The following is a 21,392-nucleotide window of genomic DNA, read 5'->3' on the forward strand; positions in this document are numbered from 1 at the left end:
GCCGTGGCCATGGCCCGGCACGCGCCCGACGACCCCTTTGCGGGGCTGGCCGATCCATCTCAGCTTGCGCAGGATCGGGATGTCGCAAAGCTGGAATTGCACGACCCGGCGCCGGAACCGGATGTCGCGGTCTTGCAGGAAGACGCGCGGCGCGCCGAAGCGGCCGCCATGGCGCAGACAGGGATTTCCGCCGTGCAATCGGCCAGCGCGGGCTATGCGCTGCGCCGGATCCACCTTGCGGCCAGCAACGGCTTTGACGGCGGCTATACGCGCAGCGAACGGGGCATGTCCTGCGTTGCCATCACCGGCACGGGCACCGGGATGGAACGTGATCACTATGGCGAAAGCCGAACCTTTCAGTCCGATCTGCCAACGCCTGAATTTGTCGGGACAACCGCCGCCCAGCGCACCCTGGCACGATCGGGCGCGCGCCAACCGCCCACCGGAACCTATCCGGTGCTGTTTGACGAACGGATATCCAGCAGCCTGATCGACCACCTGTTGCAGGCCATCAACGGCACGAAAATCGTGCGCGGCACCAGTTGGCTGCGCGGCGCCGTGGGCGAGGTGGTGCTGCCGCCTGCCCTGTCGCTGACCGAAGACCCGTTTCGCCCGCGCATCGCATCCTCGCGTCTGTTCGACGCCGAAGGCCTGCCCAAGCGCAAACGGGCCATCGTGCAGGACGGCGTGCTGCAAGGGTACACGCTGGATCTTGCCACAGCGCGCAAGTTGGGCATGGACAGCACGGCCAACGCCGTGCGCGGGCCGGGCGCTCCGCCTTCGCCCGCGGCGGGGAACGTGGCGCTGACACAGGGCGATGTGACCAAGGACGCGCTGATTGCGCAGATGGGCACCGGGCTGGTGGTCACGTCGCTGATCGGGTCGACCATCAATGACAACACGGGCGATTATTCGCGCGGCGCCATCGGCTATTGGGTGGAAAACGGCGAAATCCAGTATGCGGTCAACGAATGCACCATCGCGGGCAACCTGCGCGACATGCTGGGCAGCATCGTTGCGGCCAATGACGCGCGCACCCATCTGTCGCGCGTGGTGCCATCGCTTCTGGTGGAAAGGATGACCCTTGCCGGCGCATGATCTGGACCTTCTGATCGACGCGGCCCGTGCGGCTGGCGAAATCGCCATGAGCTACTGGCAGGACGATCCCGACGTGTGGGAAAAGCCCGACGGCGCCGGCCCCGTGACCGAAGCGGATCTGGCCGTGGACACCGACCTGCGCAAGGGTCTTTTGCGGGCGCGCCCGGACTATGGCTGGCTGTCCGAAGAAACCGAAGACAGCGACGCACGGCTGAGCAACCAGCGGGTGTTCATTGTCGATCCGATCGACGGGACACGCGCCTTTATCGCGGGCGAAAACCACTGGGCGCATTCTTTGGCCGTGGTCGACAACGGGCAAATCACCGCGGCGGTGGTGTATCTGCCCGTTCTCAAGCGGTTGTTTTCAGCGTCGGCAGGCGGCGGGGCGTTCTTGAACGGCGAACCGATCACTGCGGCCCAAAACCCCACGGCAGATGGCGCGGCGGTTCTGGGGGCCAAGACGAACTTTGATCCGGTGCACTGGCCGGGCGGGATTCCGGCCATGAACCGGCATTTCCGCCCGTCGCTGGCCTATCGGCTGGCCCTGGTCGCACAGGGGCGCTTTGATGCGATGATCACCTTTCGCGACACCTGGGAATGGGACGTGGCCGCCGGCGCGCTGCTGGTCGAAGAGGCCGGCGCCGTGGTGCGCGACCGGCTGGGCCACCGCGTGGCGTTCAACAATCCCCACCCCGCCCTGCCCGGCATGTTGGCCGGCAGCGCTGGTCTGGTCGGCGACATGAGCGCCCGCTTGCGAACGCCGTAACCGTCAGGCGTATTGTTCGTGGTCGGCCGCCACGCCTTCGACCATGGCGCGCATGATGTCGGGATCGGCGGCGTGCACGCGGCTCCAGTTCGGGATAAAGGGCGTTTCCATCGGGTTGTCCAGAAACACCGCTCCGGATTTCATGATGTTGGCCGCGAACAGTTCGACCGTGGCTTCTTCGGTGTGGCGATCGACGTGCAGCCCGTTCATCTTGGCATCGTTGTAATAGGTTTCGATCATATCCAGCGCGGTGCGGAAATAGGTGGCCTTGATGCTGCGGAAAATCTCTTCGGAAAACACCGTGCCATCCGCGGCCAGCTTGCGATAGATCGCCTTGCAGATATCGACCGACATACGCGACAGCCCGGTGCTGGCATCGTCGGCGGACAGGGTCTGGTGCTTGTGGTCGTACCGGTCCGATATATCAACCTGGCACACCGAGCGCGGCGACAGGTTGCGCCATGCTTCGGACAACAGCCCGATTTCCAGCCCCCAATCCGACGGGATCCGCATATCGGGCAGGATCGACGTGCGCATGGCAAATTCCCCCGCCAGCGGGTAGCGGAATTCGGACAGGAAATCGAGATAGTCGCGCGGCCCAAGCACCCGCTTCATCGCCTGCAGCAACGGCGACACCAACAGCCGCGACGCGCGCCCGTTCAGCTTGCCGTCTGCGACACGCGGATAGAACCCCTTGGACATCTGATAGGGGAAGTTGGGGTTGGCGACCGGATAGACCAGCCGGGCCAGCATTTCCGAGTCATAGGTGAGCACGTCACAGTCGTGCACGGCAACGACCGCCGTATCGGCGCGTGCCAGAACATAGCCCATGCAGAACCACACGTTGCGGCCCTTGCCCGGCTCGGACGGCGACAGTTCCAGTTCCTTGAGCCGCTTGTCCACCGCCTGCAGGCGCGGCCCGTCATTCCACAAAACCACGTGATCTTGCGGAAGGCGCGAAAAGAAGGATTTGGCGTGGCGGAATTGGGCTTCGTCGGCGCGATCCAGACCGATCACGATCCGGTGCAGATAGGGCACATTGGACAGGTGGTCCAGAATGGCGGGCAGCGCGTCGCCTTCCAGTTCGGAAAAGAGCGATGGCAGGATCAAAGTGATCGGGCGCGTTGCGCTCATACTGGCCAGTTCGCGGTTCAGATCGTCAACCGATGAGGTCCGCAGGTTATGCAACGTCGCGACAGATCCGCTCTGGTGGAAATCAGCCAAGGTCTACTCCTTCAATTGCCCCGCGCGCGTTACGAGGCTTCCGTTTGGTTAACTACTTGCAGTACGGCTTGGTTCCAACCGGAAGGTCCCGCACGTGTCGTTCGGCGCACAGTGCCGGCCGCATCGCCCAGAAGATCGGTGAAATCCGGCGCCGTTGGGTTTGCCACGACCACACCGATATCGGCCGCGGCGATCATTTCAGCGTCATTTGGTGCATCGCCCAGCGCCATCATGCGCGCGCCCGGCGCGATTGCATCGCGGATGGCGGTCATCTGCCCGGCCTTGGTGGCCCCGAACGACAAGGTCAGGAACCGCCCGCCGCGCCGGGCCGCCACGCCGTGCCTGGCCAGTTCGGCGATGAAACGGTCTTCGTCGGCGCGCGCCCCGTGCCAGATGCCCGGTTCGGAAAATTGCCGTTGCCCGGCCTTGGCGGCCTGATCGGGCGACAAGCCGGTCTTTTCGGCGATCCCGTCAGGGCCCCAATCGGTAAACCCCGCAAAGCCGGCCCGCAGCGCATCGGGGATTTGATCCAGGACCGCGATCAGGCGCGCGTGGTCATCCGCACTGGCATCTGTCGCAGCCTTTGTGGCCCCGGCCGGCAACACACCTGCGCCGTTTTCGACGATCGCAGGATAGTCAGCAAAGCCCATGTCAGCGCGCAGATCGACAACTTCGGCCGCCGTTTTCGACGTGGCCAGCACCAGCGGGATCGCCTGTGCACGCAGCCGGTCCAGGGCCGGTTGGGCCGGCGCGTAGGAATAGGTTTCGTGATCCAGAAGTGTGCCATCAAGATCCGAAAACACGATCAATCTGGTCACCTGGTTGCCCGCCTTTGCATTGTTTACCCAACTTTGCCGCGTTGCGGAAAGATTAGCAAACGGCTTTCGCGACTTGCTTGACCCACCGGGTCCATGGTCTACGCTGCGCAGCATCCAACCAGTTTTCGGAGGTCCCATGTCCCAGCGTCTGCACCTTGTGTTCGGGGGTGAACTGACCGACCCGTCCGGCACGCAATTCAAGGACCCCGAAGCGATTGATCTGGTCGGGATCTTCCCAAGTTACGAGGCCGCCTACGACGCCTGGAAAAGTCAGGCACAGCGCACGGTCGACAATGCGCACATGCGGTATTTCATCGCCAACATCCACCGTTTGCTGGACGAGGAAAAAGACACCTCGGCAGACACTGAACCAACCTGATCGCTGCCCAAGCCATGGCGCAATCTATGTTCCTGAAAACCTATCGGGCCCTGACCCGTGGGCGCGTGCCCGGCCTTGGCCCGCAAGCGCTTGGGGTGCCTTCCGCGCGCGCGCAGATTGCCGCGCGGGCACAGGCCGCGCAGGCCCAAGACAAGATTGAGCAGGGCATCGATGATCAGCATCTTGGCAGTTATGACAGCTGCGTGCGCCCCAGGGGGGCGTTGATCTGGGTCCACGTGCCATCGGCGAATGCGGCGCTGGCCCTTGTCGATATGACGCTGAAACTAGAGGAAGCGCACGGCACACTCAGCTTTGTGGTCACCACCGCCGATCTGACAATCGCCGAGCTGCCCTTTGATGCCGACGTTCAGGTCATTGTGGTGCCCGATGACACCCCCGCCGCAGTCAGCGCCTTTCTTGATTTCTGGCGGCCCGATCTTGGGCTATTCATCGGCTATGACCTGCGCCCGAACCTGATCGATCTGGCCGATGCGCGTTCGATCCCGATTTTTGCCGCCGACGGGCCCGAAGAACGCAGACCCCGTATTCCGTGGCGCTTTGCCCCACAGTTGCGGCGCGATCTGATGGGGCGGTTCGAAAAGATCTTTGTCGGCGACCGCAAATACGACGAGCGTGTGCGCATGGGCGCGCGGTCCTGGACGGTGGAAGAAATCGGCTTTCTGGAACCCAACGCGGACCCGCCCGATTGCGAAACTGGCGCGCGCGAAGCGATGGCCGCATTGGTCGGGGTGCGGCCCCGGTTCCTGGCGATGTCGGTTTCGGCGCAGGAAGAAGACCTGCTACTCGATGCTTTCCGGTATTCGCTGCGCCGGGCGCACCGGCTTGTGATGTTCGTCGTTCCGGCCAACACCGGCGCCGTGGACCGTATCCTGGAAAAGGTGACCGCGATGGGGCTGATCGGGGTTGAGGCAAGCCAGTTCGACAACAGCCCCGACGCGCAGGTCGTGGTCGCATCCGATCACGATCAGGACGGCATGTGGTATCGGCTTGCCCCGGTCAGCTTCCTGGGCACGTCTTTTCAAGGCGGCGGCGGTATCAGCCCCTTGGCCGCCGCGGCGCTCGGATCGGCGATCATTCACGGGCCCGATGTGCAATGTCACAAGGCCGCCTACCAGTTGCTGCGCAATGCCAATGCGTCAGTCGAAGTGCACAGCGCTGACGATCTGGCCCAGGTGATCGAAAGCCTGCAAGCCCCTGATCGCGTCGCATCCATCGCCCATGCCGCCTGGACCGTCGCATCCGCCGGCGCCGAGGTGCGGGAACGCATTTGCGCGGTGTTGCTGGATGCGCTGGCACGAAAAGGAGCCATGTGATGCAGCCCCCCCGATTCTGGTTCAACAGCCCCGATGCCCCCGGTTGGCAGGCGCGTCTGCTGGCCCCCTTAGCCGCGCTGTACGCTGGCGAAACCGCGCGCCGTCAGACCAATCAGGGCTACCGGGCGGGTGTGCCGGTGATCTGTATCGGCAACCTGAACGCAGGGGGCACGGGCAAGACGCCCACCGCAATCGCCATGGCGCAGCATCTGATGGGTCGCGGGCGCGCTGTCCATATCGTCACGCGCGGTTACAAGGGGCGGCTTGAAGGCCCGGTCCGGGTGGATGAAACGCGCCACACGGCTGATCAGACCGGGGATGAGCCACTGCTACTTGCCGCCTTTACCGCGACCTGGGTCGCCAAGGACCGGGCCGCCGGCGTCCGGGCCGCCGAAGATGCGGGCGCCGATGTCATTCTGCTGGACGACGGGTTTCAGAACCCCGGCGTGCACAAGGATCTCAGCCTGCTGGTGATTGATGCCGGCCAGGCGTTCGGCAACGAACGGGTGATGCCCGCTGGCCCCCTGCGCGAACCGATCGAGGCGGGCGCGCAGCGCGCGCATGCTGGCGTGGTCATCGGGCCGCCGGCGCAACGGCAGGCCTTTGCCGCGCGCTATGGCGACCGGCTGGGCCTGCCCCTTGTCGACGGGCATCTGGCGCCGTTGCAGACCGGCATGGACTGGGACGGGCTGCGGGTGCTGGCCTTTGCCGGGATCGGGCGCCCGGCCAAGTTCTTTGCAACCCTGCGCGAGGCCGGCGCGGAACTGGTGCATGGCGAATCACTGGACGATCACCAGCCCCTGACCCCCGCGCTGATGGCACGGCTGGAACAGCATGCCGCCAGCCTGGGCGCACAGCTGGTCACCACGGAAAAGGATGCGGTGCGCTTGCCAGCCAGCTTCCGCGCCAAGGTCATCACCTTGCCGGTTCGCCTGGACATCCAGGACTGGTCCGCCATCGACGCCTTGCTTGCGCGTTTGCTGCCCTAATCCGCCACGCTTTCTGCCTTGGTCCTGGCCAGCCCGGCGCGGATGTCATCGCCATGTTCGTCCAGCTTGGGCGCGGTCCGTTCGATCACCATGTCGGCATCGGAAAACCGGAACGGCGCGGCAATCGACGGCACGCCGTCCAGTTCGCGCTGCATGCCGCGGGCTTTCACTTGCGGGTCGTCGAACACTTCGGCAAAGTCGTTGATCGGCCCGGCGGGAACGCCCTGTGCCTCGCAGGCGGCCAGCAGATCGTCCTTGGCAAAGCGCAAGGTGGCCTCGGTCAGACGACGGGTCAGTTCGGCGCGATTGGCGATTCGGTCGGCGTTGGTCAGGAAATCAGGATCGCGCGCCATATCGTCGACACCAAGCAGCGCGCACAGGCGCTGGTACTGCGCGTCGTTGCCCGTCGCGATGATGATCCAGCCGTCGGCGCAATCGAACACCTGATAGGGCGTCAGGTTCTGGTGTGCGTTGCCCATCCGCCCCGGCGGCGTGCCTGTCGCCAGATAGTTCATGCCCTGATTGGCGGTCACCGCCACGGCCGTATCCAGCAGCGACATATCAATATGCTGGCCCTTGCCGGAGCTGTCGCGCTGATGCAGCGCCGCAAGGATCGCGGTCGTGGCATAGAGACCGGTAAAGAGATCGGTCACCGCCACGCCGACCTTTTGCGGCTGCCCCTCGGGCGCGCCGGTCACCGACATCAGCCCCGACATGCCCTGGATGATAAAATCATACCCGGCGCGATGGGCGTAGGGCCCGGTCTGACCAAATCCGGTGATCGAACAATAGATAAGCCGTGGGTTCACCTTGGACAGGCTGTCATAGTCCAGCCCGTATTTTGCCAGCCCGCCCAGCTTGTAATTTTCGATCAGGATATCGGCATCGGCGACCAGATCGCGCACGGTTTTCTGACCCTCGGGCGTGGAAAAATCCACCGCGATGGACCGCTTGCCCCGGTTGCACGAATAAAAATAACTGGCCGACACATCGTCATCACGGGTGACAAAGGGCGGACCCCAGCGGCGGGTGTCATCGCCTGCCGGGCTTTCGATCTTGATCACATCCGCGCCCAGATCGGCCAGTGTCTGACCCGACCAGGGACCGGCCAGAATTCGTGCCATTTCAATGACTTTGACACCCGCGAGCGGACCAGTCATTCCGCCAACTTCTCGTCAAGGACAGCAGCGAATTTGGCGTAATCCATGTTCGAATACTTTTCGCCGTTTATGATGAAGCTGGGGGTGCCGGTGATATCGTGTTCTTCTGCGTTCTTTTGAAACAGCGCATAGAGCGCGCGCGCCTTGTCACCATCGTTCAGGCATTGGTCCAACTGGTCGTCCGTCAGGCCGGCGGTCTTGCCGATTTTCTGCAAGGCCTGGCTGATCGGCAGCGGATCGCCCGCGCCCAGCCAGTCTTTTTGCTGTTCGAAAATCATGTCCGCGATCCCGAAATAGCGCATTTCACCGCCACAGCGCGCGACCATCCCGGCCCACAGACCGTAGCGGTCGAAATACACCTCGCGGTAGATGAAATGCACCTTGTCGGTGTCGATGTAGCTTTCTTTGATCTGCTGAAACTGGTCCTGGTGGAAATCGGCGCAATGGGGGCAGGTGAAGGACGCGTATTCGATCACGGTGACCGGCGCGTCGGGGTTGCCCAGGCTCATTTCCACGATGCCCGAGGTGTCGATTTCTGCCGCGTCTTCGCCGGCCGCAGGAACGATCTGTGACATGGTCGGGGCGGCGCTCTGGCGGGTATAAATCGCAGCGCCGCCCGCAAAGATGACAGCGGCGATGGCCGCAAGGATGATTTTCTTGTTCATGTTCTACTCCGATGACTTGGCGCGAGAGAGCACATTCGCGGCAAGTATTTCAAGGGCGCTCCGCAATTTGTCATCGCGGGTGTCGGCGCTGAGCTCGCGCGCGGCCTGTGTGATTTCCGGGGATTTGTCCACCGATGGCTTGCGCGCGTGTTCAAAGCTGGCGCGCCCTTCGTGAAAACCGGTGGGGGCGGTCTGGGTGATACGGATGCGGGCAATGGCGGCATAGCCATAGCAGGCGTTCACCTTGTCGCGGATCTTGGGCAGTTCGGCCTGCAGCATCGGGGCGTTTGCGCCTGTCGTCAGCACCGTCAGCGTGGCCCCGAAACCGCCCTTGGAATAGCTGACATTGACCGGGCGGGCGATCGACGCGGTCTGTTCGCCCACGATCTCGGGCCAGTGGGTCAGCAACCGGGTCACGGCAAAGCCGCGTGTTTCCCCGGCTTTGCGGATGCGCGTTTGCAACAGCGACGAGGCGCGTTGAAAGCCGCGCTTCTTTCTGTTCCGATTGTGATCCTTTGCATCGCCGGTCATGGGTGGCCTATCCAGTTTCCGGGCCTATTTTAGGCGGCGCAGGGCCCGGGGCCAGCATAAAGCACAGGGCAGAGGTATAAAGATTGCGTGAAACAGACATGAGCGACGCCTTGCTGGCGTGGTACGACCAATATGCGCGCGATCTGCCATGGCGGGTATCGCCGCAGGATCGTGCGCAGGGCGTGGTGCCCGATCCCTACCGGGTCTGGCTGTCCGAGGTGATGCTGCAGCAGACGACAGTGCCCGCGGTGCGCGACTATTTCCACCGGTTTACCGCGCGCTGGCCAAGGGTCACCGATCTGGCCGCAGCCGAAGATGCCGATGTGATGGCGCAATGGGCCGGGCTGGGGTACTATGCACGGGCGCGCAACCTTTTGAAATGCGCGCGCGCGGTGGTTCAGGATCACGGCGGGCGGTTCCCCGACACGCGCGACGGGCTCATCGCTTTGCCCGGCATTGGCCCTTACACGGCGGCGGCCATTTCCGCGATTGCCTTTGAGCAGCCCGAAACGGTGGTGGATGGCAACGTCGAGCGCGTGATGGCACGCGTCTTTGCCGTGCGCGATCCCCTGCCCGGCGCCAAACGCAAGCTGAGCGATCTGGCCGCCCGGCTGACGCCGCAACACCGGGCGGGCGACTATGCTCAGGCGGTCATGGACCTTGGGGCGACGGTCTGCACCCCGCGCAGCCCGTCATGCGGGATCTGCCCGTGGCAGGCGCCTTGCGCGGCCCGCGCCAAGGGCATCGCCGCCGAGCTGCCGAAAAAGACCGCCAAAAAGCCCAAGCCGGTGCGCAGGGGCTATGTCTATTTGGCCCACCGTGGCCCGGGCTGGCTGGTTGAAACACGGCCCGGTTCGGGCCTGCTGGGCGGCATGCTGGGCTTTCCGGGAACCGACTGGACCGACGATCCCGCACATGCGCCACCCTTCGATGCAGACTGGCGGAATATCGGCGGCGTTAAGCATACCTTCACCCATTTCCACTTGGAATTGACCGTGATGGCGGCCCCGGCGCCGGATCACGCGGACGGACGGTTCGAACCTGTGACCGCTTCGTCCCTTCCGACCGTGATGAAAAAGGCATACGTTCTGGCCCAGACCCAAGACTGACCCGATCACATGAGCACAACCATTTCCTATCGTCCGTCCCCGGCCCTGCCGTTTTGGCTGTCATTGGGCATGGTGCCCATGGCCGTGATCGGGGCGTGGTACGGCGGCTGGACGGTGGTCTTGCTGCCCGCATACGGCTGGTGGCTGTTTACCTTGCTCGATGCGATCCTGGGGTTGGATGCGGGCAACGCCGACCCCCACACCCCGCAAAGCGATCTGTTTTGGCACCGCGCGATCACGATCCTGTGGTTCCCGGTGCAGGTGGCGTTGATTTACGGGATGATCTGGTGGGTCACGCGATCGGACCATCTGGGGCTGGTGGAAACGATCGTGCTGTTCTTTGGCGTGGGTGTCGCGTCGGGGTCGATCGGGATCGTCTATGCCCATGAACTGCTCCACCAGAAAAACCCGCTGGAACGCTGGTTGGGTGATTTGCTGCTGGCGACTGTGCTCTATTCGCACTTTCGATCTGAACATCTGTTGGTCCACCACGTGCACGTCGCAACACCGCGCGACGCGGTAAGCGCGCGCTACAACGAAGGGTTTCACAGATATTTCCTGCGTGTCCTGAGAGAGTGTCCGCGATCAGCCTGGCGGGCGGAAACGGCGATGCTGGCGCGCCGAAAACTGGGGCCGCTGCACCGGCGCAATCCGTTCTGGCGCTATGGCGCGCTGCAATTGCTGGCCTTGGCGCTGGCCTATGTCATCGGCGGTTGGACCGGCTTGGCACTGTTCCTGTTCCAGGCGTTGGTGGCGGTGTGGCAGCTGGAATTGACCAACTATGTCGAACACTACGGGCTGACGCGCGAATATCTTGAAAATGGCCGCTACGAACACGTCAAGCCGCGCCATTCGTGGAATGCAGCGCACAAGGCGACGAACTGGTTGCTGATCAATCTGCAGCGCCATTCCGATCACCACTACAAGCCGGATCGGCGCTTTCCGCTGCTTCAGAACCACGCCCCCGACGACGCGCCCCAGCTGCCCTTTGGCTATCCGCTGATGGGCAGTATCGCGATGATCCCGCCGATCTGGCGGCGCGTGATGAACCCCAGAGTGCGCGCCTGGCGCAAGCAGCACTACCCCCATATCGATGATTGGTCGCCCTATAAGGCCGGGACCAATCCGATGCCCACGGGCAGCTAAAAAAAACCCCGCCACAAAGGGCGGGGCAAAGGTGATGCCGTGGAAGTCAGGCCACAGGCACCGGCGGTATAGTGATCAGTTCATTTCCGAGCGGATTTGCTGGCGCAACACGTCGATCGGCAGCGTCTTGCCATCACGGCGGATGTGCCAATAGGTCCAGCCGTTGCAACTGGGTGCGCCTTCCAGGTGGGCGCCGACCTGGTGGATCGACCCCTTGACGTCTTGCCCCACCAACGTGCCGTCGGCGCGCACGCGGGCCTTGTGGCGATTGCCGATGGAATACAGCTCTTCGCCCGGACGCAGCAGGCCGCGTTCGACCAATTGACCAAAGGGCACGCGCGGCGCGGCACGTTTCGATGTGCTGACTTCCAGCGCTTCCTTGTCGAACTTGCGCACCTTGGACAGCCGCTTTTCAGCCACTTCGCGATAGGCGCGTTCACGTTCGATCCCGATGAATTCGCGACCCAGCATCTTGGCCACCGCCCCGGTGGTGCCCGTGCCGAAGAACGGATCGAGGATCACATCGCCAGGGTTCGTGGTGCCCAGCAGAACGCGGTGCAACAGGGATTCAGGTTTCTGGGTCGGGTGGGCCTTGTCGCCGTTATCGTCCTTGAGCCGTTCGTTGCCATTGCAGATCGGCAGCACCCAATCCGAGCGCATCTGGATACCTTCGTTCAGGGCCTTCAGCGCTTCGTAGTTGAACGTGTATTTCGCACCTTCCGACTTGCTGGCCCAGATCAGCGTCTCGTGCGCGTTGGTCAGGCGTTTGCCGCGGAAATTGGGCATCGGGTTCGCCTTGCGCCAGACGACATCGTTCAGGATCCAAAAGCCCTGGTTCTGCAACTCGGCGCCCATCCGGAACACGTTGTGATAAGACCCGATGACCCAGATCGCCCCGTTGAGTTTCAGCAGGCGGCGCGCGGCCGTCAACCATTCGCGGGTGAAATCGTCATAGGCCTGAAAGCTGGAAAACTGGTCCCAGTCGTTGTCGACCGCGTCCACCTTGGAATTGTCGGGGCGATGCAGATCGCCGCGCAACTGAAGATTGTAGGGCGGATCGGCGAAAATCAGGTCGATGGACGCCTCTGGCAGACTGTTCATCACGTCGATGCAGTCGCCTGGCAATATCTGGTTCAACGGCAGCGTCGCCGCCGCCTTTTTGGCCGTCGTTTTCGTTTTCATACTCTGCCTCGTGCCGCGCTTTTTGCGCTGTTTGCTTGTGGACAAAGATGAGTCACGACCGATTCGTGGTCAAATATTTTATTTGAATCAGTGGGTTATGATTTTTCTTGATACAATATCTTGTGGATAGGTTTGAACGAACGTCTATGGTGTGGGGTCACGCCGAATTTGCGCAGCCCATCCTGATGCAGTTTTGTCCCATATCCGGCGTTCGTGTCCCAGCCGTAACCGGGATGCTGTTGCGCCAAGTCCACCATCAGCCGGTCGCGCCATATTTTTGCAACAATGGACGCAGCGGCAATCGACACGCTGATGCTGTCACCTTTCACAACGGCGTCACACCTGTGGTTGAGCCCGCGTGGGATCTGGTTGCCGTCGACCAGCACGTGATCGGGCGCGGTCGGCAGGGCGGCCACGGCGCGCTCCATCGCCAAATGCGAGGCCCGCAGGATATTCAGATCGTCGATTTCGGCAACGCTGGCCTGCCCGATGCCAATCTGGGCGCAGTCCTGCAACTGGTTGGCCAAATCGGCCCGGCGCTTGGCGCTCAGCTGTTTCGAATCGTTCAGCCCGTCTGGAATGGCCTGGGGATCAAGGATCACCGCAGCCGCGACAACAGGCCCGGCCCACGGACCGCGCCCGACTTCGTCCACGCCCGCCACATTGCGCGCGCCGGCCAGTCTGACTGCAGTTTCAAGATCGAAATTCGGGATCGTCGCCATAGCTCTGCGGACCATGCTAGGGGCGGAAATGCAAGAAAAAAGGGCGGGCTGAAATTGCCCGCCCAGTTCACCAAGCGCACCATCGGAATATGGGGACCTGCGCGCTGGCTGCTCGTTATTCAGAAATTTCAGTGCGCGACCCGGTAGCCATTGCGTTTGAGACACGCCGTGGCATAGGCAGGCTGCAGCCCGCTTTGCGTTTTCAGACGGACGCGGCAGGTTTGGGGAAGCTTGCCCTTGTGGGGCATCGCGCGGCTCAGGCAGTTCGCCGGAATGTAGCTGAGCTGACGGCCGGCGCGGGTGATCACGCAATTGCGCGGGATGGCCATCTGCGTGGCCAGACGCCGCTGGACGGCCGGGCTGTTGTATTGCGGTTCACGAACGATCGGTGGCGCCTGTGTGGATTTGGGTTGGCTATACGAGCTGCTGGCGCGAGTGGACCCCGAAATGGCGCTGCCAATGGCCAGGATTGCAAAAGCGCCTAAGGCAGCGCGGGCAATGTCCTGGGAATCCGCGGCGCGCAGCTGCCCCGGGGCAAGCCCGCCAAGGGCCAGCGAAGTTGTAAGGGCGATCGCCTGAAGTGTCCGGATCATGTTATTTCCTTTCCGCATCTGTCCAAATCAATGCAACCAGCATCGCGTCGGTAGAAAAAATTTATCAATAACAGCGACTTGATAGTCCATAACGGCCACCTGCTATTGAATAACACCGCACAGTTAGGCAGGGTTTTGGCATGAAATTCAGATCATTGATCCCAGCGGCGGCCATGTGTGTCGGCTTGTGTATCGGGCTGTCGGCTTCGGCGGCTTCGGCGGCTTCGGCGGCGTGCCTTGTGGAATACAAGGCCAAGCGAACCAATCCGACGGAATACAGGCACGCCGCAATGACGGTGCCGGACGCGATGTGTTCGCCGGCTGACGCCCGCCCCTACGTGCAAGAGGAACTGGCCAAATCCGGCTGGACGCTCTTGACGATTGTCAAAGTCAGCAGGTGATCGGGCGCATGCGTTTTCCCAAAGCCGCAACAGATCCGACCAGCGTGCGCCGTGCCGGGTCGCGGATTGTCACCTATGGCGTGCTGGCCGTTGTCTTTATTCTGGCGCTGGCGGCGATCCTGTTGTTCGTGAACCTGCCGACCGGCACAGCATTCAGCGAACGTGTCGACAGGATATTTGTCGAATACGATTTGACCTCAAGCAGTCAGGAACCCGAAACGGTGGGTCGGTTGTTGGGAATCCTGGCCGATTCCGGTGCTGCGTTTTCCGACGTCTTGGCCTCGTATCGCGTGATCATTTTCGTGTTGCTGGTGTTCTCATGCGCCCTTTTGATGGCCGCGCTGATTTTCCTGGTGACCATCGTGTCGCTGAACCGCCGCATGGGCGAGGTAGAGCGGGCGGGCATCCAGATATCATCGCTGTTGATTTCACGCGAAGAGAACACGGTTTATTTGAACAACATCGAACTAAAGCTGACCGAAGCCGCCGTCGAGACGCTGGCCGTTCTGGCCGAAGCGCGGATGGACGAAGATATCCTGTCGGGTCTGCAGATCGACGCGATGATATCGGGCCGCGATCCGTCCGATTGCGATGAAGCAACCGGCACGATGCGGATCAAACGCCTTCGCGACGCGCTGGGGAATCAGATCGTGAGCGAGCTGTTGGTCAAGAACATTGCGCGCAAAGGCTATATGCTGTCCGTCCCGCGTGATGCCATCCGAATGATCTGAGCACCGGGAAGACCGGACCGGGGCGTCTTTGGAATTGCATCAGATCGCGCGCGGGTTGCCCATGCGCCGCCGGTTGCGGCGCGACTACGTCCGCCGCAGGCCTTTGCCAACGTGTGGGCCAGCCAAGGCAAAGTTCATCCGCTGACTTAAACCACAACCTCCATCCCCACCTGTTCGCCGACGCCGAACACCCGTTTATACCGCGCAACTTCGTCCGCGGGGCCCATGGCCTTGTTGGGGTTGTCGCTGAGTTTGACCGTGGGGTGGCCGTTGGCGCTGATGGCTTTGCAAACCAGACTGAACGGGGCCAAGGCGTCATTTTCGGTGAGGCCACGGAAATCGTTGGTCAACAGCGTGCCCCAGCCAAAGCTGATGCGCACGCGGTCGGCAAATTGGGCGTGGAGTTCGACAATCTTGTCCACGTCCAGCCCGTCGGAAAAGATGATCAGCTTTTTCGACGGATCCTCGCCGCGGGATTTCCACCAATCGATCGCCACCTCGGCCCAGGTGGCCGGATCGCCTGAATCAATGCGGATGCCCGTCCAGCCGGCCAGCCAGTCGGGCGCGCGGTCCAGAAAGCCCCGTGTGCCATAGGTGTCGGGCAGGATAATGCGCAGGTTGCCATCGTGTTCCTCTTGCCAGTCGGCAAGCACGTCATAGGGCGCCTGGCGCAAGGCGTCGTCGGTTTCGGCCAGCGCGGAATAGACCATGGGCAGTTCATGCGCGTTGGTGCCGACCGCCTCAAGGTCGCGTTTCATGGCGATCAGGCAGTTCGAGGTGCCCGAAAACTTGTCGCCCAGCCCTTCGGTCATCGCCTGCACGCACCAGTCCTGCCACAAATAGGAATGGCGCCGCCGGGTGCCGAAATCGGCGATCTTCAGCCCTTCGAGCGGGCGCAGCCGTTCCACCTTTTCCCACAGTTTGGTCATCGCGCGCGCATAGAGAACCTTGAGCTCGAACCGGCCCATGGTATTGAGCACGGCGCGTGATCGCAGTTCCATCAGGATGGCAAGGGCGGGGATTTCCCACAGCATCACTTCGGGCCAACTGCCTTCGAAGGTCAGCTCATACTGGCCGTCGCGCTTTTCCAGATGATAGGGGGGCAGTTGCAGCCCTTCGAACCATTCCATGAAGTCGGGGCGGAACATCTGGCGCTTGCCGTAAAAGGTGTTGCCGCGCAGCCAGGTGCTTTCGCCGCGGGTCAGCCGCAAGGACCGCACATGGTCAAGCTGTTCGCGCAATTCGCCTTCGTCAATCATCTCGGCCAGGCGGATATGCTTGGACCGGTTGATCAGGCTGAAGGTAACTGTGGTGTCGGGCTTGTTTCTGAAGACCGACTGGCACATCAATAGCTTATAGAAGTCGGTATCGATAAGAGACCGAACGATTGGGTCGATCTTCCATTTGTGGTTGTGGACTCGTGTGGCAATATCGACCATGGCGCGCTCCGTGCTTGCCAAGCGGTTAAAGCAGGCGCGCGTGGGGGTTGGCAAGTGAGGTGGGTATGAAAGCACTGGTTCAGGCAGGGTACGAGGGGCTGGCAAGCCTGTCGCTGGACGGGGTCGCCATGCCGGTGCCCGGCAAAAACGACGTCCGGGTGCGGGTTCTGGCCTGCGGGGCGAATGCCAGCGACTGGGAATTTGCCACCGGCACGCCCGCCTATGCCCGCATCTACGGCGCCAGGCGGCCCTATCCGCGTATCCTGGGATCAGACGTGGTGGGTGTGATCGACGCCGTCGGGGCAAACGTGCGCCTTGCCGTGGGCACCCGCGTGGTCGGCGACACGTTCGGCACCTTTGGCGGTTTTGCCGAATACGCCGTCGCCAAGGCCGACCAATGGGTCCCGGTCCCGGATGAAATCCCCGATGATATTGCGGCCGCGCTGCCCCAATCGGGCGTCATAGCCGCCGAAGGGATGGAAGGCGTATCGCCCGGCGCACGCGTGTTGATCAATGGCGCGGGCGGCGGGTCGGGGCCGCTGGCGATCCAGATGGCCAAGGTGCGCGGGGCCCATGTCACCGCCGTCGACAATGCCACCAAGGCCGATGTCATGGCCGCATCCGGTGCCGATGTTGTGCTGGATTATGCCCAGACAGATTTCGCCCAGTCGCTGGACGAAACATGGGACGTCATCCTTGATCTGTGGGGCACACGCAAAGCGCGTGACATCGCCCCGGTTCTGGCGCAGGGCGGGCGGTACATGCTGGTCGGCGGGCCGATGCGCGTTATCGGCAGCATCACGCTGGCGGCCATCACGCGCCGTTATGGCCGGTATCGCCGCATGGGCGTGCTGAGCGTCCACCAAGGGCCCGAACATCTGCCCGGCCTGATGCGTCAGGTCATGGCAGGGGAACTGGCACCCAAGATCGGCGCGACCGTGCCACTGGACGAGGCGCCCAAGGCCCTTGCCCGTATGGCGCGCGGAGACATTCCCGGCAAGCTGATCATTCGCGTGGGCGAACCCGCGGCACCTTAGAAAGTCGACACCTTAGGCCATCGTCACGCCGGCCTTGGCCATGGCATCCAGCGCCGCATCCAGCGATCCATCCAGATCGATGGCGCGGCACAGATCCCGCTCCACAGTGACCTGATACCCCAGACCGGCGGCGTCCTGCGCCGAGAAATTCACGCAGAAATCCGTGGCCAGCCCCACCATGGTCAGCCGGTCAATCCCGCGTGTGCGCAGATAGCCGTCCAGCCCGGTCGGCGTCTTGTGGTCATTTTCGAAAAAGGCCGAATAGCTGTCGATCCCCGCCCGATAGCCCTTGCGCACGATCATCTGGGCTTGGTCCACATCCAGGTCAGCGTGGAACTGCGCCCCGGTCGATCCGATGACGCAGTGATCGGGCCACAGCACCTGCGGACCATAGGCCATATCGAGCATCGAATAGGGATCGGCCCCCGCGTGGTTCGACGCAAAGGACGCGTGGTCGGCTGGGTGCCAGTCCTGCGTCATCACCACACAGGAAAAGTCGCCCATCAGGGCGTTGATCCCCGCGACGATCTGGTCCCCGCCATCGACGGCCAATGCGCCGCCCGGACAGAAATCGTTTTGCACGTCGATAACAATCAGGGCGTCGTTTGCTGCGCGCATGGGGGATCCTCAGATTGCGAAATCGTCCAGCGACTTGCCCTTGGCCAATGCTTCGACGATCCAGTTGGGTTTGCGCCCGCGCCCCGTCCAGGTCTGGGTGGCATCATCGGGATTGCGATACTTGGCCGGGGCCTTGGTGGATTTGCCCGCGCGTTTGCCCAGCAAAGGCAATACCTCGTCCAGGCTGACGCCATGGGTCGCAAGGGCCGCGGTGATATCCTTGGCCGCGTTTGCCAGTCGCTCTTTTTCGATTTCCTTTTTGCGCTGCACGATCGCCGCTTCCAGTTCGGCCAATTCGGCTGCGCCGAGCGATTCAACTTTCATGATGTATTTCCTTGTTGTTATTGGGTGGCCTGATCGAACCATTCACCAGTCAACTATAGGGGGCGTTTAAATCGCTTGCGTCAATCACGCAAGCATTGCTGTCGGGCCGGTTTGGGAATAAATGGCCGATATGTATACTGTCTGCGCCCTTTATCACTTTACCCGCTTTGCCGACCCTGCGGCTCTGCGCGGCCCGCTCTTGACCCTGTGCGAGGCTGAGGGAATCACCGGATCGCTACTTTTGGCCCGCGAGGGGATCAACGGAACCATCGCCGGATCCCGCGCCGGAATCGAAAAAGTTATCACCCATATTCAAGGCCTTGAGGGCTGCGCCGATTTAGAATGGAAGCTGTCTGAGGCGGCCGAGCAGCCCTTTGGGCGCATGAAAGTCCGGCTAAAGCGGGAAATCGTGACCATGGGCCAGCCCGATGTCGATCCCAAGGCCCGCGTCGGCCATTACGTGGATCCGGCCGACTGGAATGCGCTGATTTCTGCCGAAGATGTTGCGATCATCGATACACGCAACGATTACGAAGTTGCGATCGGATCATTTCGCGGGGCGATTGACCCCGAAACAAGTTCTTTCCGTGAGTTTCCCAAATGGTGGGAAGAAAACAAACATCGCTTTCACAATAAGCGCATTGCGATGTTTTGTACCGGCGGTATTCGGTGTGAAAAATCCACCAATTACCTGATGGCTCAGGGCGTGGATGAAGTTTATCATCTCAAGGGCGGCATTCTGAAATACCTGGAAGAGGTGCCACGCGATAACAGCCTTTGGGACGGGGAATGTTTTGTCTTTGACGGGCGCGTATCGGTTGGTCACGGGTTGGAGGAAGGCCCGCACGTAATGTGCCATGCCTGCCGCCGGCCGCTGTTGCCCGCCGACCGGGTGCGCCCCGAATATGAAGAAGGCGTGTCGTGCCATCTCTGTATTGACGACTACGACGAGGCGCGGCGCGAACGTTTTCGCGAACGTCAGCGCCAGATCGCGCTGGCCAAAGCCCGCGGCGAAAAGCATCTGGGCCCGCGCAAGGATTGATGTTTCGGTTCGCGCGCAGCGCCGTACAGGATGCACCCCAAGCCATTGAGCCATTGGACCGGCGATTGCCCGAACGGCAGTGCGATCACGTTAGCGCTGCACCGATCAACCGTTGCGGATCGACGCGATATCCGAACGTTCGGGTGCAACCAGTGATACGCCGTGTAGCCGCCGGAAATTCTTGGAAATGGATACAACTGCCCCAGTCGATCTTGGTCATTGGGATCAAAAGCACTTTCCGAGATTTGGCGGGATAGACCAGCAGCGCCATACGGTTCTTCAGCACAACGCGACCCAGAGTGACGACAATGCGCGAAATACTCTGAAAACGCATGCGTAGACGCGGGGGGCATTTGCGAAACACGACCGCTCTTGCTTCATCCAGCCCAGCTGGGCTGCATATCTTTCACCCGATCAATGCCCAAAACCTTGATGTCCATCGGATGCGCCTATCTCCACCTATGTTCGCGACAATATCAGCGGCTTGGTGGGACGGCAGTTCATCCCATTCGCTCTGCCCCATCCTTTTGACCTGGATACGATATGGCATTGGGCTATCGGCTGGCGATGGGCACCGAAAAGTTGAAGGGGCCGGGGCCAAGACCCGCTGGTGCATTGGGAAACTTACCAGACGCACGGACGGCCTGGACGGCCAGTCGGTCAATCTGTGAATTCCCGGAACTGCGGGCAAGCGAGACACCGAGCAAGGCGCCGTTCCCGGCCACGCGTATCGTCACGACGGCGGTTCCTCGACCTGCGCCGCGCGGGGCACGACGGGCCAGGTGCGACTGTATCCGACCGCCCCATCGGCTCATGAGGGTAGAGCGCTGCGACGGGCTCAGGCTTGCCTGTTCACTGGCTTGCGCCCGGCCTTGTGTAGCGCCTCCGCCCGCGCCGCGCGCTTTGCGCTCGACCCTTGGGGCGCTGCTGCTTGAGCCCTTCTCCTCGGGCCGCGGAATGGGCTCGGCACGCGCCGGGCGTTCAGGCGGACGCGGCGAGGTTGCCGGGGCCATGCGGGGTGCGGGCGGGGCCGTGTGTTGTCTTGGCGCAACGGGGGTCGCCTCAGGCAAGCGCGTCAGGGCTTTCGGCGGCATCGGGGTTGGCGGCGCCAATGCGACCTCGGTCGCGGTCTCGGGCGGGCGGGTCCAGGCCTCGACCATGGTTTCGACCGAGGCGGGGGCGGCTGCCACGCTGATCGTCGTGTTGCCGCCGTCGCCCGCACCGGTTTCGCCCAGCTTCGGGATGTCGGGTACAAGCATCAAGGCCAGCACCGAAACGAAGACCGACGCGCCCAGGATTTCCGCCGTATCCTTCATCCGTCAGTCCTCAACCACCAGCGACACGGTCGCATCGCTCGCCGCGTTGATCCGGGCCAGGCTCTGGGCCAGCAGCGCGCCGGGTGCGTGTCTGTCGATGCGCAATTCCAAGACGTCCGACGCGGTCCCTGTGGCGAGTGCATCCCACGCCTCGACCCCCGTGCGCCCTTTGAAATAGGGCGTGCCGTCTGCGTCGATGATCAGCACATCCGAACCCGGTTCGAACGGCTTGCCCGCAGCCACGGGGCTTTCGATCTCAACCGGTAGCGGCGGCGCGATCCGCGCAGTCATGAGGAAAAAGACCAACAACAGGAACACGACGTTGATCATCGGGATCACGTTTTCGCTCGACCTGTCCCGCCGGGAACCAACTGCAAGGCGCATTCATTCCACCATCACGAGGCCGGTGAACCCGGCCGCGCCCAAAGCTTCCATGACCGTGACCACCCGCTGCACATCCGCGTTGTCGCGCGCGCGCAACACAATGACGTCCGAGGGCCCGCGCATCAGGTCGCGTAGCTGCTTGGCAAGTGACGGCTCTCGGATGTCGCTGCCGTTCAGGCGCACCCCTTCGGGGTAAACGTCCACCAGTCGGGGCGGACCTTCGTAGTTGCCCGCGCGCGCTGCGCCGCCCTCGATCTGGATGCTCGCATCGGCTCCGAACCGCGAGGCGAGCATGAAGAAGACGAGGAGCAAGAACACCACGTCGATCATCGGGGTCAGGCTGGGCTGACGGGAACGACGGCGCGGGGCAAGGGCAAGTGTCAT

Annotated in this window: 26 protein-coding genes; 11 read left to right on the forward strand and 15 right to left on the reverse strand. The window is 62.5% G+C overall.

Translation table 11 applies throughout. The features are described 5' to 3' along the window. A partial coding sequence (locus ACP2AV_RS00005) for a TldD/PmbA family protein (RefSeq protein ID WP_426370598.1) occupies positions 1 to 1,098 on the forward strand: 1,098 nt, incomplete at its 5' end. Further along, positions 1,085 to 1,864 (forward strand): 3'(2'),5'-bisphosphate nucleotidase CysQ, encoded by a 780-nt coding sequence (locus ACP2AV_RS00010; RefSeq protein ID WP_426370599.1) that lies wholly within the window; start codon positions 1,085 to 1,087, stop codon positions 1,862 to 1,864. The genes ACP2AV_RS00005 and ACP2AV_RS00010, both read left to right, overlap by 14 nt. Positions 1,865 to 1,867: 3 nt before the next feature. Here the strand turns inward: ACP2AV_RS00010 and ACP2AV_RS00015 are convergent, their stop codons facing one another. After that, positions 1,868 to 3,088, reverse strand: a complete 1,221-nt coding sequence (locus ACP2AV_RS00015; RefSeq protein WP_426370600.1) for a glycosyl transferase — start codon at positions 3,086 to 3,088, stop codon at positions 1,868 to 1,870. 29 nt (positions 3,089 to 3,117) lie between these two features. Then, positions 3,118 to 3,906 carry an HAD-IIB family hydrolase gene (locus ACP2AV_RS00020; RefSeq protein ID WP_426370601.1) on the reverse strand — a complete coding sequence of 263 codons (789 nt, stop codon included), beginning with the start codon at positions 3,904 to 3,906 and terminating at the stop codon, positions 3,118 to 3,120. Between the two features lie 136 nt (positions 3,907 to 4,042). On the opposite strand from ACP2AV_RS00020, the gene ACP2AV_RS00025 reads away from it, so the two are divergent. Genes ACP2AV_RS00025 through lpxK form a run of 3 tightly spaced genes read left to right on the forward strand, consistent with a single transcriptional unit; the run spans position 4,043 to position 6,608 of the window. Next, the gene (locus tag ACP2AV_RS00025; protein WP_426370602.1) at positions 4,043 to 4,285 is read left to right on the forward strand and encodes a DUF4170 domain-containing protein; all 243 of its coding nucleotides are present in this window, start codon (positions 4,043 to 4,045) and stop codon (positions 4,283 to 4,285) included. 26 nt (positions 4,286 to 4,311) lie between these two features. Then, complete coding sequence (locus ACP2AV_RS00030) at positions 4,312 to 5,619, forward strand: 3-deoxy-D-manno-octulosonic acid transferase (protein WP_426370603.1); 1,308 nt, start codon at positions 4,312 to 4,314, stop codon at positions 5,617 to 5,619. Beyond that, the gene (gene lpxK / locus ACP2AV_RS00035) at positions 5,619 to 6,608 is read left to right on the forward strand and encodes a tetraacyldisaccharide 4'-kinase (protein ID WP_426370604.1); all 990 of its coding nucleotides are present in this window, start codon (positions 5,619 to 5,621) and stop codon (positions 6,606 to 6,608) included. The genes ACP2AV_RS00030 and lpxK overlap by 1 nt, the downstream gene beginning before the upstream one ends. On the opposite strand, the gene ACP2AV_RS00040 is transcribed toward lpxK, so the two are convergent. From ACP2AV_RS00040 to ACP2AV_RS00050, 3 genes are read right to left on the reverse strand one after another with little or no spacing between them, the layout of a single operon-like run. After that, positions 6,605 to 7,768, reverse strand: a complete 1,164-nt coding sequence (locus tag ACP2AV_RS00040) for a CaiB/BaiF CoA transferase family protein (protein ID WP_426370605.1) — start codon at positions 7,766 to 7,768, stop codon at positions 6,605 to 6,607. The two genes, lpxK and ACP2AV_RS00040, sit on opposite strands and share 4 nt — an antisense overlap. Further along, positions 7,765 to 8,433, reverse strand: a complete 669-nt coding sequence (locus ACP2AV_RS00045) for a DsbA family protein (RefSeq protein ID WP_426370606.1) — start codon at positions 8,431 to 8,433, stop codon at positions 7,765 to 7,767. Before ACP2AV_RS00045 ends, ACP2AV_RS00040 begins: the two co-directional genes overlap by 4 nt. 3 nt (positions 8,434 to 8,436) lie before the next feature. After that, positions 8,437 to 8,964 carry a DUF721 domain-containing protein gene (locus ACP2AV_RS00050; protein WP_426370607.1) on the reverse strand — a complete coding sequence of 176 codons (528 nt, stop codon included), beginning with the start codon at positions 8,962 to 8,964 and terminating at the stop codon, positions 8,437 to 8,439. Between the two features lie 98 nt (positions 8,965 to 9,062). On the opposite strand from ACP2AV_RS00050, the gene mutY reads away from it, so the two are divergent. Together mutY and ACP2AV_RS00060 are read left to right on the forward strand one after the other, a co-directional pair. Further along, entirely contained in the window at positions 9,063 to 10,073 is a 1,011-nt protein-coding gene (gene mutY / locus ACP2AV_RS00055; RefSeq protein ID WP_426370608.1) for an A/G-specific adenine glycosylase, read from the forward strand. Between the two features lie 9 nt (positions 10,074 to 10,082). Continuing rightward, entirely contained in the window at positions 10,083 to 11,219 is a 1,137-nt protein-coding gene (locus ACP2AV_RS00060) for an alkane 1-monooxygenase (RefSeq protein WP_426370609.1), read from the forward strand. 75 nt (positions 11,220 to 11,294) lie between these two features. Here ACP2AV_RS00060 and ACP2AV_RS00065 read toward each other — a convergent pair whose 3' ends face one another. The 3 genes from ACP2AV_RS00065 to ACP2AV_RS00075 all read right to left on the reverse strand — a co-directional run bounded on the left by ACP2AV_RS00065 (position 11,295) and on the right by ACP2AV_RS00075 (position 13,716). After that, positions 11,295 to 12,401, reverse strand: a complete 1,107-nt coding sequence (locus ACP2AV_RS00065; protein WP_426370610.1) for a site-specific DNA-methyltransferase — start codon at positions 12,399 to 12,401, stop codon at positions 11,295 to 11,297. Positions 12,402 to 12,496: 95 nt separating this feature from the next. Beyond that, the gene (locus tag ACP2AV_RS00070; RefSeq protein WP_426370611.1) at positions 12,497 to 13,138 is read right to left on the reverse strand and encodes a ribonuclease HII; all 642 of its coding nucleotides are present in this window, start codon (positions 13,136 to 13,138) and stop codon (positions 12,497 to 12,499) included. Positions 13,139 to 13,251: 113 nt separating this feature from the next. Then, complete coding sequence (locus tag ACP2AV_RS00075; RefSeq protein WP_426370612.1) at positions 13,252 to 13,716, reverse strand: hypothetical protein; 465 nt, start codon at positions 13,714 to 13,716, stop codon at positions 13,252 to 13,254. A 140-nt stretch (positions 13,717 to 13,856) separates the two neighbouring features. Here ACP2AV_RS00075 and ACP2AV_RS00080 point away from each other — a divergent pair, with 140 nt between their 5' ends. Beyond that, positions 13,857 to 14,117, forward strand: a complete 261-nt coding sequence (locus ACP2AV_RS00080; RefSeq protein ID WP_426370613.1) for a hypothetical protein — start codon at positions 13,857 to 13,859, stop codon at positions 14,115 to 14,117. Between the two features lie 8 nt (positions 14,118 to 14,125). Beyond that, complete coding sequence (locus ACP2AV_RS00085; protein WP_426370614.1) at positions 14,126 to 14,848, forward strand: winged helix-turn-helix domain-containing protein; 723 nt, start codon at positions 14,126 to 14,128, stop codon at positions 14,846 to 14,848. 146 nt (positions 14,849 to 14,994) lie between these two features. On the opposite strand, the gene pncB is transcribed toward ACP2AV_RS00085, so the two are convergent. Next, a complete protein-coding gene (gene pncB, locus ACP2AV_RS00090; protein ID WP_426370615.1) occupies positions 14,995 to 16,287 on the reverse strand; it encodes a nicotinate phosphoribosyltransferase in 1,293 nt (430 codons plus the stop codon). 65 nt (positions 16,288 to 16,352) lie between these two features. Here pncB and ACP2AV_RS00095 point away from each other — a divergent pair, with 65 nt between their 5' ends. After that, positions 16,353 to 17,324 (forward strand): quinone oxidoreductase family protein, encoded by a 972-nt coding sequence (locus ACP2AV_RS00095; RefSeq protein WP_426370616.1) that lies wholly within the window; start codon positions 16,353 to 16,355, stop codon positions 17,322 to 17,324. A gap of 12 nt (positions 17,325 to 17,336) precedes the next feature. Here ACP2AV_RS00095 and pncA read toward each other — a convergent pair whose 3' ends face one another. Continuing rightward, the gene (gene pncA, locus ACP2AV_RS00100) at positions 17,337 to 17,942 is read right to left on the reverse strand and encodes a bifunctional nicotinamidase/pyrazinamidase (protein ID WP_426370617.1); all 606 of its coding nucleotides are present in this window, start codon (positions 17,940 to 17,942) and stop codon (positions 17,337 to 17,339) included. 9 nt (positions 17,943 to 17,951) lie between these two features. Further along, positions 17,952 to 18,266: an H-NS family nucleoid-associated regulatory protein gene (locus tag ACP2AV_RS00105; RefSeq protein WP_426370618.1), complete on the reverse strand. Its 315-nt coding sequence runs from the start codon at positions 18,264 to 18,266 to the stop codon at positions 17,952 to 17,954. A gap of 130 nt (positions 18,267 to 18,396) precedes the next feature. On the opposite strand from ACP2AV_RS00105, the gene ACP2AV_RS00110 reads away from it, so the two are divergent. Continuing rightward, entirely contained in the window at positions 18,397 to 19,308 is a 912-nt protein-coding gene (locus tag ACP2AV_RS00110) for a rhodanese-related sulfurtransferase (protein ID WP_426371324.1), read from the forward strand. A gap of 85 nt (positions 19,309 to 19,393) precedes the next feature. Here ACP2AV_RS00110 and ACP2AV_RS00115 read toward each other — a convergent pair whose 3' ends face one another. The 4 genes from ACP2AV_RS00115 to ACP2AV_RS00130 all read right to left on the reverse strand — a co-directional run bounded on the left by ACP2AV_RS00115 (position 19,394) and on the right by ACP2AV_RS00130 (position 21,392). Continuing rightward, positions 19,394 to 19,642, reverse strand: coding sequence for a hypothetical protein (locus ACP2AV_RS00115; RefSeq protein ID WP_426370619.1), 249 nt, complete (start codon positions 19,640 to 19,642; stop codon positions 19,394 to 19,396). A 220-nt stretch (positions 19,643 to 19,862) separates the two neighbouring features. Further along, positions 19,863 to 20,624 carry a TonB family protein gene (locus ACP2AV_RS00120; RefSeq protein ID WP_426370620.1) on the reverse strand — a complete coding sequence of 254 codons (762 nt, stop codon included), beginning with the start codon at positions 20,622 to 20,624 and terminating at the stop codon, positions 19,863 to 19,865. Positions 20,625 to 20,627: 3 nt separating this feature from the next. Next, on the reverse strand, positions 20,628 to 21,008 hold the full coding sequence (locus ACP2AV_RS00125) for a biopolymer transporter ExbD (protein ID WP_426370621.1): 381 nt from the start codon (positions 21,006 to 21,008) through the stop codon (positions 20,628 to 20,630). Then, positions 21,009 to 21,392 carry an ExbD/TolR family protein gene (locus tag ACP2AV_RS00130; protein WP_426370622.1) on the reverse strand — a complete coding sequence of 128 codons (384 nt, stop codon included), beginning with the start codon at positions 21,390 to 21,392 and terminating at the stop codon, positions 21,009 to 21,011.

Origin of the sequence: Aliiroseovarius sp. PTFE2010 (genome assembly GCF_049943335.1) — a bacterium.
Classification (GTDB): Bacteria; Pseudomonadota; Alphaproteobacteria; order Rhodobacterales; family Rhodobacteraceae; genus JBNFVY01.

Excerpts from the sequence above, each read along its gene's own strand:
- ACP2AV_RS00025 (WP_426370602.1), top strand. The coding sequence starts at position 4,043 with ATGTCCCAGCGTCTGCACCTTGTGTTCGGGGGTGAACTGACCGACCCG.
- ACP2AV_RS00030 (WP_426370603.1), top strand. The coding sequence starts at position 4,312 with ATGTTCCTGAAAACCTATCGGGCCCTGACCCGTGGGCGCGTGCCCGGC.
- lpxK (WP_426370604.1), top strand. The coding sequence starts at position 5,619 with ATGCAGCCCCCCCGATTCTGGTTCAACAGCCCCGATGCCCCCGGTTGG.
- ACP2AV_RS00040 (WP_426370605.1), bottom strand. The coding sequence starts at position 7,768 with ATGACTGGTCCGCTCGCGGGTGTCAAAGTCATTGAAATGGCACGAATT.
- ACP2AV_RS00045 (WP_426370606.1), bottom strand. The coding sequence starts at position 8,433 with ATGAACAAGAAAATCATCCTTGCGGCCATCGCCGCTGTCATCTTTGCG.
- ACP2AV_RS00050 (WP_426370607.1), bottom strand. The coding sequence starts at position 8,964 with ATGACCGGCGATGCAAAGGATCACAATCGGAACAGAAAGAAGCGCGGC.
- mutY (WP_426370608.1), top strand. The coding sequence starts at position 9,063 with ATGAGCGACGCCTTGCTGGCGTGGTACGACCAATATGCGCGCGATCTG.
- ACP2AV_RS00060 (WP_426370609.1), top strand. The coding sequence starts at position 10,083 with ATGAGCACAACCATTTCCTATCGTCCGTCCCCGGCCCTGCCGTTTTGG.
- ACP2AV_RS00065 (WP_426370610.1), bottom strand. The coding sequence starts at position 12,401 with ATGAAAACGAAAACGACGGCCAAAAAGGCGGCGGCGACGCTGCCGTTG.
- ACP2AV_RS00070 (WP_426370611.1), bottom strand. The coding sequence starts at position 13,138 with ATGGTCCGCAGAGCTATGGCGACGATCCCGAATTTCGATCTTGAAACT.
- ACP2AV_RS00075 (WP_426370612.1), bottom strand. The coding sequence starts at position 13,716 with ATGATCCGGACACTTCAGGCGATCGCCCTTACAACTTCGCTGGCCCTT.
- ACP2AV_RS00080 (WP_426370613.1), top strand. The coding sequence starts at position 13,857 with ATGAAATTCAGATCATTGATCCCAGCGGCGGCCATGTGTGTCGGCTTG.
- ACP2AV_RS00085 (WP_426370614.1), top strand. The coding sequence starts at position 14,126 with ATGCGTTTTCCCAAAGCCGCAACAGATCCGACCAGCGTGCGCCGTGCC.
- pncB (WP_426370615.1), bottom strand. The coding sequence starts at position 16,287 with ATGGTCGATATTGCCACACGAGTCCACAACCACAAATGGAAGATCGAC.
- ACP2AV_RS00095 (WP_426370616.1), top strand. The coding sequence starts at position 16,353 with ATGAAAGCACTGGTTCAGGCAGGGTACGAGGGGCTGGCAAGCCTGTCG.
- pncA (WP_426370617.1), bottom strand. The coding sequence starts at position 17,942 with ATGCGCGCAGCAAACGACGCCCTGATTGTTATCGACGTGCAAAACGAT.
- ACP2AV_RS00105 (WP_426370618.1), bottom strand. The coding sequence starts at position 18,266 with ATGAAAGTTGAATCGCTCGGCGCAGCCGAATTGGCCGAACTGGAAGCG.
- ACP2AV_RS00110 (WP_426371324.1), top strand. The coding sequence starts at position 18,397 with ATGTATACTGTCTGCGCCCTTTATCACTTTACCCGCTTTGCCGACCCT.
- ACP2AV_RS00115 (WP_426370619.1), bottom strand. The coding sequence starts at position 19,642 with ATGCGTTTTCAGAGTATTTCGCGCATTGTCGTCACTCTGGGTCGCGTT.
- ACP2AV_RS00120 (WP_426370620.1), bottom strand. The coding sequence starts at position 20,624 with ATGAAGGATACGGCGGAAATCCTGGGCGCGTCGGTCTTCGTTTCGGTG.
- ACP2AV_RS00125 (WP_426370621.1), bottom strand. The coding sequence starts at position 21,008 with ATGCGCCTTGCAGTTGGTTCCCGGCGGGACAGGTCGAGCGAAAACGTG.
- ACP2AV_RS00130 (WP_426370622.1), bottom strand. The coding sequence starts at position 21,392 with ATGACACTTGCCCTTGCCCCGCGCCGTCGTTCCCGTCAGCCCAGCCTG.